General features: G+C 42.5%; 7 protein-coding genes. 1 reads left to right on the forward strand and 6 read right to left on the reverse strand.

Annotated features, from left to right (window positions below; genetic code table 11):
* Window positions 1–91 precede the first annotated feature (91 nt).
* Window positions 92–1,402, reverse strand: a complete 1,311-nt coding sequence (locus B3P16_RS12020) for a BamA/TamA family outer membrane protein (protein WP_070565961.1) — start codon at window positions 1,400–1,402, stop codon at window positions 92–94.
* A gap of 196 nt (window positions 1,403–1,598) precedes the next feature.
* Between B3P16_RS12020 and B3P16_RS12025 the strand changes: the two genes are divergently transcribed.
* Window positions 1,599–3,479, forward strand: coding sequence for a M1 family metallopeptidase (locus B3P16_RS12025; RefSeq protein WP_286843080.1), 1,881 nt, complete (start codon window positions 1,599–1,601; stop codon window positions 3,477–3,479).
* Window positions 3,480–3,600: 121 nt separating this feature from the next.
* Here B3P16_RS12025 and B3P16_RS12030 read toward each other — a convergent pair whose 3' ends face one another.
* From B3P16_RS12030 to B3P16_RS12050, 5 genes are all read right to left on the reverse strand, one after another.
* The gene (locus B3P16_RS12030) at window positions 3,601–4,212 is read right to left on the reverse strand and encodes an alpha-ketoglutarate-dependent dioxygenase AlkB family protein (RefSeq protein WP_286753232.1); all 612 of its coding nucleotides are present in this window, start codon (window positions 4,210–4,212) and stop codon (window positions 3,601–3,603) included.
* A gap of 22 nt (window positions 4,213–4,234) precedes the next feature.
* Window positions 4,235–5,071 (reverse strand): methylated-DNA--[protein]-cysteine S-methyltransferase, encoded by an 837-nt coding sequence (locus tag B3P16_RS12035; RefSeq protein WP_286843085.1) that lies wholly within the window; start codon window positions 5,069–5,071, stop codon window positions 4,235–4,237.
* A gap of 67 nt (window positions 5,072–5,138) precedes the next feature.
* Complete coding sequence (locus B3P16_RS12040) at window positions 5,139–5,438, reverse strand: SelT/SelW/SelH family protein (RefSeq protein WP_112375641.1); 300 nt, start codon at window positions 5,436–5,438, stop codon at window positions 5,139–5,141.
* A gap of 224 nt (window positions 5,439–5,662) precedes the next feature.
* Window positions 5,663–6,520, reverse strand: coding sequence for a 4,5-DOPA dioxygenase extradiol (gene ygiD / locus B3P16_RS12045; protein WP_204990827.1), 858 nt, complete (start codon window positions 6,518–6,520; stop codon window positions 5,663–5,665).
* 115 nt (window positions 6,521–6,635) lie between these two features.
* Window positions 6,636–7,469, reverse strand: a complete 834-nt coding sequence (locus B3P16_RS12050) for a helix-turn-helix transcriptional regulator (RefSeq protein ID WP_286768853.1) — start codon at window positions 7,467–7,469, stop codon at window positions 6,636–6,638.
* Window positions 7,470–8,145: the final 676 nt, after the last annotated feature.

Genomic DNA, 8,145 nt, shown 5'->3' on the forward strand with positions numbered 1-8,145 from the left:
TGCCTATGCAGTTACTCTTCATGCAGAGAAAGAGCAACAACATCGGCTAATTTAGTTATTTTATGGCAAAGAAAGCTGCCGTAGCCTGGAATTAGAACGCTTCATTCAGCCCCAAAAAGAAACCACGGGAACCATATTTTCCAAAGGCATAGTCCAAACATAGATTTGTGCGTGTTGCTTTGTTAAAGAGAACCCGTAATCCGGCACCACCCCCAGGTTGCCACCTTTCAAAAAGTTTGGTGCCCAGTTCGTCGCTGGCAGTCTGTAGGTTAAAAAAAGCAGCTCCGCTCAAAAAGCGATTCTTTAAAATTGGGAAGCGGTATTCTGTTTCAGCATAACCGAAAGAAATTCCTTTAAAATAACCGATGGTATAACCGCGGCCGCTTCTGACGGCTACGTCCCTTCCTGTTCCTGGAAGATCAAAATAGGGCAGAGTACCACCAAGTTTATAGGAACCCCAATACCAGAAGGCGAGTACATGAGCTGGGTCGGACTGGGATAGACTAAAGTATTTGCGAAAGTCGGTGGTAAGCTGTACTGCACTTTTGCTGCTACCCAGCAGCGTTGTGTTCCATCGCACACCGATATCCGAATATATACCCTTGTAAGGCCTGTTGGGATTGTCTCTGGTCATATATTGCATATTGAGCAATAGGCCGTTGGAATTGTAACTGTCGGGCTCGAAGCCATGTTTTTCGGTGTAGATGGTGTTGGGCGTAACGTTGCCATTCGGGCCGCTGCTGGTTATTTTCCGTCGTAAGTCAAACGCCAGTCCGGCCCCAACAAATAGCCCGTCGGCGATGCGTTTATAGACTTTTTCATTAAATGTAAATGCATTATATTTTGCGCCGTATTTCTTATGGTCGGGGTTGGCAAGAATCTCTTCATCGGCATTGTTCCATTTTCCATGGGGAGTCATGCCCAGCCCTGCGTCTAAAGCCACCATTTTGACAAGTGCAAAAGCACCCTGAAAATTTAGTTTATTGTTCGGAGTAAATACATTGTGGCTGATATAGAAGACCATAATATTTTTCGTGGTGATCGAGGCGGATGTCGCTGCGATCGACATGGTGGTTGTTTTGGGATCACCTAGTACTTTCCCGGCGACAGCCTTGATTCCAATCTGGCCACCAATGGTTGGGTTGTAGGCAATGTTGGGCATTAAGGTGATGGGAGAACGTTTACTTGCATGTTCCTTTTTTCGTTTGGGATGTATTATTCTTCCGATGAGATCCGATATATCGTATTGACTGGCCAAGGCAGAGTCACGCTGCTGTTTGTACTGTGCAACAGAGTCTGCTTTCACATCATTTTGAGCTGCAAGGAGTGTAGGGATTGAAATTAAAAGTATTCCTAAAAAAGCGTATCGGAAGAAATCGTTATAACGTAAAAGTTGATGCATACATTCGAGCTTATCTTAAAACTAAACGTAAAAAAAAATAAAATGTTTTCTCCGGCACTTGGAGCCTGTCTTTTTGATGGTTGAACAAATGCGAATAGGGTATTGTGTTGGAGAAGTTTATTTTTCTTGCGAAGCTGGAGAATTAAACTTGCAAATCACAGCAAATTTATCTTAGTTTGATTATTTAAACTAGGATATGATAGGACGCAATATATTGAATTACGGATTGACGTTGCTTTTATTGACAGGGGCTGCTCATGCACAAGAACTGTATACCCCAAGGAATATTCAGCAAGCGATCGCAAAGGGGACCCGTACTACAACGGGCATACCGGGAAAAAACTATTGGCAGAATTTTGGAAAGTATGATGTGCGGGTGCAATTGGATCCGGCTACAAAGATGGTGAGTGGAACAGAGACTATTCTGTACACAAACCATAGTCCTGATACATTGAATCGCTTGGCTATCCGATTTGTAAACAATGTGCACAAACCCAATGCGGTACGTGCGGCATACGCTTCGGACGATTACCTGACTTCGGGTCTAAAGATAAAGTCGTTTAAACTAAATGGTCAAGTTTACGACGTAAACAGCAAGGACTGGGGGACGGTGAAGTTGGGCGATTTTGGACAGAAAATCCTTCCGGGAAGTACTGCAACGTTGGACATTAGCTGGGAATACCCTTTATCTGTCGAAAGCGACCGTGAAGGACTGCTGAATGCGTCTACCTTTTATTGTGCTTACGCCTATCCGCGTGTGTCTGTATACGACGATTACAATGGCTGGGATCTTTTGGAACATAATGGCCGGCAAGAATTCTATAATGGTTTCAACGATTATCAATTTGAGATATCCGTTCCTAAGAACTTTGTTGTCTGGGCGACAGGTGAATTGACCAATGCCGCTGATGTACTGCAGAAACCTATTCTGGATCGTTTCGAAAAATCAAAAGTTAGCGATACCCCAATACATATCGCGACTGATGCCGAAATGAAATCGGGGAAGGTGACAGCGCAAGAAGCTTGGAATACGTGGAAATTCAAAGCAAGCTTTGTACCTGATTTTTGTTTCAGTGTGAGTGACAATTATATCTGGGATGGCGGGAGTGTAGATTTGGGAAGCAAACGCGTCAGTGTGCAATCCAGCTATGTCGCAGGAACGCCAGATTTTGAACAATATATTGGTTGGCAACAATACTGCATTAACTGGTTTTCTAAAAATTGGCCTGGTGTCACCTATCCATACCCAACAATGACCGCCGTTCAGGGATTTGCAGATATGGAATATCCGATGATGATCAACGATTCGAGTGTTCCAGATAATCTTGTGGATGCACGGCAAACAGCAGACCATGAAATTGCACATACTTATTTCCCTTTTTACATGGGTATCAATGAGACGCGATACGGTTATATGGATGAAGGCTGGGCTACTGCATTGGAATTCTGGATCGGAAATGCGGAGATTGGTGCCGAAAAAAACAAAGAGCTTTTTAAGGATGCTCGCGTAAAGCGCTATATTTTTGACCCTTCTACAGAAGAAGATCAACCCCTGATTACGATGACCTCTCAGTTAAGCGGTTTAGGGTATGGTAATAATGCTTACATCAAGGCCGCGTTGTCTTATATTGCATTACGGGATTATTTGGGCGATGAGCTGTTTAAAAAAGCATTACATCATTATATGGAGTTATGGCATGGAAAGCATCCGACGCCTTGGGACTTTTTTTACAGCATCAACGCCGGAGCTGGGCAAAATTTAAATTGGTATTGGAAAAATTGGTATTTTACCAATAATTACATCGACCTTAAAGTGGATAGCTTTAAGCAACTCGGCGGTAAAAATACACTTACAATTGCCAATGTAGGAGGATTTGCAATTCCGTTTGATGTGTTGATTACCTATGCAGATGGATCGGTGGAGACAAAACATCAAACTCCAGCAATTTGGCAACACAATGAAAAACAGGCAAGCATGACTTGGAGTTCGACCAAAAAGGTGAAAAATATTACCTTGGACGGTGGTATTTTTATGGATTACACAGCTAAAGACAACAGCTGGAACGTTATAAAGTAATCCGATTGATCGTGTCAGCCTTTATGTTCTGAAAAGGTTGACACGATTGTTTACTGAATCCTGTTGTAGTCTGCGGAAAAATAGCTGTTCGTTGGTGTCAGCCTTGCCCCGCTACGAACAACTACAGCTGATCGATGCTTCGAAATGTCAGATTAATTCGTGCGCTGAATGCCTTCTTTGTCGGTGGAAGCCGATGCAGCCAATAGGTTTGTGTAACATCTTTCATCACCAATAAACTTCCATGCCCCAAGATGATGTCTATTTTTTCTTTACTCGTTTTGTGTTTAAAAGCAAACTTTCGCTCAGCACCAAAGCTTAAAGAAGCAATTGCTCCATTTTTTTTGAGATCTTTTTCCCCGTCACTGTGCCAGGCCATTCCTTCGTCGCCATTGTGGTACAGATTCAACAGGCAGGAATTATAGGTTTCCTGTGTTTGCTCTTCGGCAATTTTTTTCAGCTCAAGAAGTTCCTGTGTCCAGGGAAGCGCCCTTTTAGTGGTGTTGGAATAACTATATTCGAAAGCCTGATCGCCATACCAAGCCACCTTTCGCTTGGTGACGATTTCATTTCCAAAAATAATGGCGCGATCATTTACCCATTCGATCGAGTCCATGAGTTTATCAAAATAGTGGTTTGCTTCCTGCGGAGACAGTATTTTGCCATAATAATTGACAGTCCCATCGTAAGGGAGTAGATTTCTATTGCCATCGAAGAGATTGTCGAAAAGTTCCATGTTATCGTATTGTGTGTGTTTACTAAATAGCGGTATGTAAAGTCTCCCATCCGATCATCGCTGTTTTCCGCATCGGATTCCATCGGTAGCCGCCAAATATTCCGCTGTTTTGTATCACCCGATGACAAGGGATAAGGTAAGCGATCGGATTGCTTCCGATAGCTGTGCCGACAGCACGGGAGGCCTTGGGGTTTCCGATTTGAGAAGCGATGGCACCGTAGGTACTTAAGTTACCCATAGGGATTTTTAATAAAGCTTCCCAGACTTTCAATTGAAAATCAGTGCCTTTTAAATGCAATTTTACCTGACGGATGTCTTTGTCTTGTGGATTTAATGCTTTGAGTGCATTCTCGTGCATGCTATTTCCCTGTTGTAGGTATGTTGCGTTCGGAAAGCGTTGTTGAAGGGTGTCAAAAGCTGTTAAGTTGTCATCGGCATAAGCAATATGACAAATACCTTTAGAAGTGGATGCAATGAGCATTGTGCCGAATAAGCTCTGATAATAGGCGTAGGAAATCAATAGATTGGAACCTTCATTTTTATATTCAGCGGGAGTCATCCCCTCAATATTGATGAATAGCTCATGAAGTCTACTGCTGCTGGAAAGGCCAAGCTGGAATGTTGTTTCAGCAATGTTATTTTCCTTGAGCAATGATTTTGCATGATTTATACTCACATATTGTAAGAATTTCTTGGGACTTGTACCTGCCCATGCGGTAAACATGCGTTGAAAATGAGCTTCACTCATGTAAACATGAGAAGCGATCTGACCCAATGTAGGCTGTGTCTTAAAGTTTTCCTGTAAGAAATGTATGGCCTTGGCGATACGTTGAAAATCTACTTCTTGTTGAATAGTCATGATTGTTCATTTAATTTATACAAAGTTGCTAATGAGAAGAAGTCTTTAAAATCCGATTTATGCTAAATTAAATGTTGGATGAAGGAGATTTGTCCGAATGACCTAAGGATTTATCTGGTGCAACTAGATCGCGGATCAGTTGTTTGAGTTCTTTTATTTCGGGGAATCGACCCGCTCTTTTTCGATCGAAAATCTCCTGATCCGCTACCCGTACGGTATAACGGCCTGCAATTTCGCTGGGGACCAGCATAACGCCATGGATTTCATCCGTGAACGAACTCAGCACCTCCTGCGCCATATAGGCGGCACGCAGCATCCAATTGCATTTTGGACAATATTCAATTTCAATAACAGGTTTTGTTGCCATGAGTTAAGTTAAAGTGCGTTGTTTTGTTTTAAACAAATTTATCGATCCTAGCGCTGCAATCAAAGCGCTTTTTGTCATGGAAATTTCGAGATTATTTCCAACTCGTTGGAGTATAGTGTAAAACCCGTCCATTTCATATAAAGGCCGCCTATTCCAATGGTCTTTTACTCGGTCAATGGAATGGGCGGCTCGTTTTGGATACACCCGATAGGTGTGCTGGAGGCTTACCCGATTTTCAAAGAAGTCATGGTCAGCGATCCAGCCACTGAATTGTCGTTGAAGAGAAACAGCTCGTCATTTTTCTCCTGTAAACCCAAGGTATAGATTAAAGGGAGGTAATGTTCAGGCGTCGGAATTGCCAAGTCAAACTCTTTGCCCTGTTTTCTGAAATCGATGAGCGCCTGATGATTGCCGTTCTGGATGAATTGCTTCATTTTTTCGTTGGCTATCGTGGCCCACTCATACGCATAGCCTGCCGTATCGAGTTTGTCCCAGGCGACCATCCGTAAGTTGTGCACCATATTGCCACTCCCTATAATGAGCACCCCTTTTTTTCTTAGCGCGTTTAATTGCTGTGCAATCTCGTAATGGTATGCTGCAGGCTGTGTGTAATCGATGCTCATTTGAATAATTGGAACGTCTGCATCAGGATATAGATGTTTGACGACTGACCAGGAACCATGGTCCAATCCCCATTTGTCGTCGAGGTGAACATCCGCTTTGCTGACGACACGTTGCGTTTCCAAAGCGAGTGCTGGGCTTCCTGGAGCTGGATATTGGACATCAAAGAGTGCCTGAGGAAAGCCGCCAAAATCATGAATTGTGGCGGGGTGCTCCATCGCTGTGACAAATGTTCCACGTGTTTCCCAGTGTGCGGAAACAACAAGAATCGCCTTCGGTTTCTCGAAAGTTTGACCTATTTTTTTGAAGCCCTGCACAAATTCGTTGTCCTCTATGGCGTTCATGGGACTTCCATGTCCTAAAAATAAGACCGGAAATTTATCCGTTGCCTCTAGTTCCTCGGAAAATTTATAGAGCGAGTTTGCTTTATGTGCTACTCCAGCTAATGGTAATGTTGTCATAATTTTAATAAAATCCTTTCTACGCATTTGATATGATGTGACTGCGTTAATTTTTACTACAAATGTAGGGGATGGGCTTGGCTAGGCGGTATAACAATCTTGTCAATCTGTTGTACTATTCGGAAATAAGTTTTTGAATTTCATTTCTAAATTCCGAAGGCGTCATGCCGGCTTTCTTTTTGAAGACATTGGTAAAGTAAGCTTTGTCTTGGTAGCCGAGCTCAAAGCCGATTTCCGAGATCGTTTTAGTCGTTGTCAACAAGAGGTTTTTTGCTTCAATAAGTTTCCGTGTTTCGATGATCTCAGAAACGCTTTGTTGCAATATGCTCTGACAAATTAAATTTAGGTTTCTTGCGGACATAAAAAGCTTCTCCGCGTAAAAATTAACGCCTTCGGGACGGCGGTAGTTCTCTTCCAGTATAGATAGAAAGCTTGTGAACGTTGTACTCTGATTTCTTAATTGCTGTTGGCTGTCTGGAAATTGCCTTTTCCGTTCAGATTCAATCATGGTAAAGATAGTGCTCAATAGCTGCTTGATAACCGCATAGTCTACGCTATGTTGTAAGCATTCCTGTTGCATTAGCTCACACAAGACTATCAATCTCCCGAAGCAGTTGTGGCTGGCGAAGGTCAATGTCGCATGTTCATGAAAGTGGGCGTAGAGCTGGAAAGTCGTTTCGGGGATAAATTCACTTTTAAATCGAATGACCCAAAATTCAATGTTATTATTATGCAGAAGAGGTTTGACGCGGTGGGTTTTGCCCTGAGTGACAAAACTTATAAAAGGAGCGGTGTAGGTTGTTGTTTTAAAATCGATAAAATGCTCGAGCTTTCCTGCCACACCAATAATCAATTCCTCGAAATCATGTTGATGTATTTCGTTTTTGGATTGCTGTATGCGCAATGCCTCGTCGGTATCAACTTTATAAATTTTGAAAAGTCCGTTCAAAATAAGGAAGATTTTAATTTGCTATTTACGAATATACGGTTTCAATTACATATTGTTTGTCAAAGACCATTAGGCTTTTCATATTGATATTTTGCTTGTTCCAGCGGCAGTTTTGACAAAAGGGGAGCCTGTTGTTACGTTTCTTAGGTTCAAATTGTATACTGATTTATAATTTTATAGCACCGTTTTAACAGGGGGTTAATAGGGGGTTAATAGGGGTACAACCCCTGCTAAACCCCTGTTATCCCCCTGTAATACCCCTATTAATTATTAACAAAGTTGGACGAAATTGGTAATAGATCCGGTGCGAAGCCTGCCTCCATACGATATCCATACTTTATATGATGACCTGGGTTCTCTGTATGGCCCATGCTGTCCCGGAACCGGCATTCCCAGCCTTCCGACCACCTGTTTTACAAAAAGAATCTCGCACCTTTACAGGCAGTTAAGGGGAAAATGAAATAAATAAGAACAAAAGTCTTGGAAGTTTGTTTGTAAACTCCCTATCTTTGCACCACTCCGCAAGAGAGGGACGGTTACCGCGAGAGCAGGGAACCATGAAAAAAGAAGGGTTTGAGTAGGTCGGGCAGGATTTAAAATCCCGCTGATTTTATTTTAAACGCGGAAATCGGAAAAAGAGAAAAGAAAAAAACTTCAGAAAGTTTTTGGAAGTTCA

The sequence above is a fragment of the Sphingobacterium sp. UBA7631 genome, assembly GCF_002483935.1.
In the GTDB taxonomy this organism is placed as follows: Bacteria; Bacteroidota; Bacteroidia; order Sphingobacteriales; family Sphingobacteriaceae; genus Sphingobacterium; species Sphingobacterium multivorum.

Excerpts from the sequence above, each read along its gene's own strand:
- B3P16_RS12035 (WP_286843085.1), bottom strand. The coding sequence starts at position 5,071 with ATGACTATTCAACAAGAAGTAGATTTTCAACGTATCGCCAAGGCCATA.
- B3P16_RS12025 (WP_286843080.1), top strand. The coding sequence starts at position 1,599 with ATGATAGGACGCAATATATTGAATTACGGATTGACGTTGCTTTTATTG.
- ygiD (WP_204990827.1), bottom strand. The coding sequence starts at position 6,520 with ATGACAACATTACCATTAGCTGGAGTAGCACATAAAGCAAACTCGCTC.
- B3P16_RS12040 (WP_112375641.1), bottom strand. The coding sequence starts at position 5,438 with ATGGCAACAAAACCTGTTATTGAAATTGAATATTGTCCAAAATGCAAT.
- B3P16_RS12030 (WP_286753232.1), bottom strand. The coding sequence starts at position 4,212 with ATGGAACTTTTCGACAATCTCTTCGATGGCAATAGAAATCTACTCCCT.
- B3P16_RS12020 (WP_070565961.1), bottom strand. The coding sequence starts at position 1,402 with ATGCATCAACTTTTACGTTATAACGATTTCTTCCGATACGCTTTTTTA.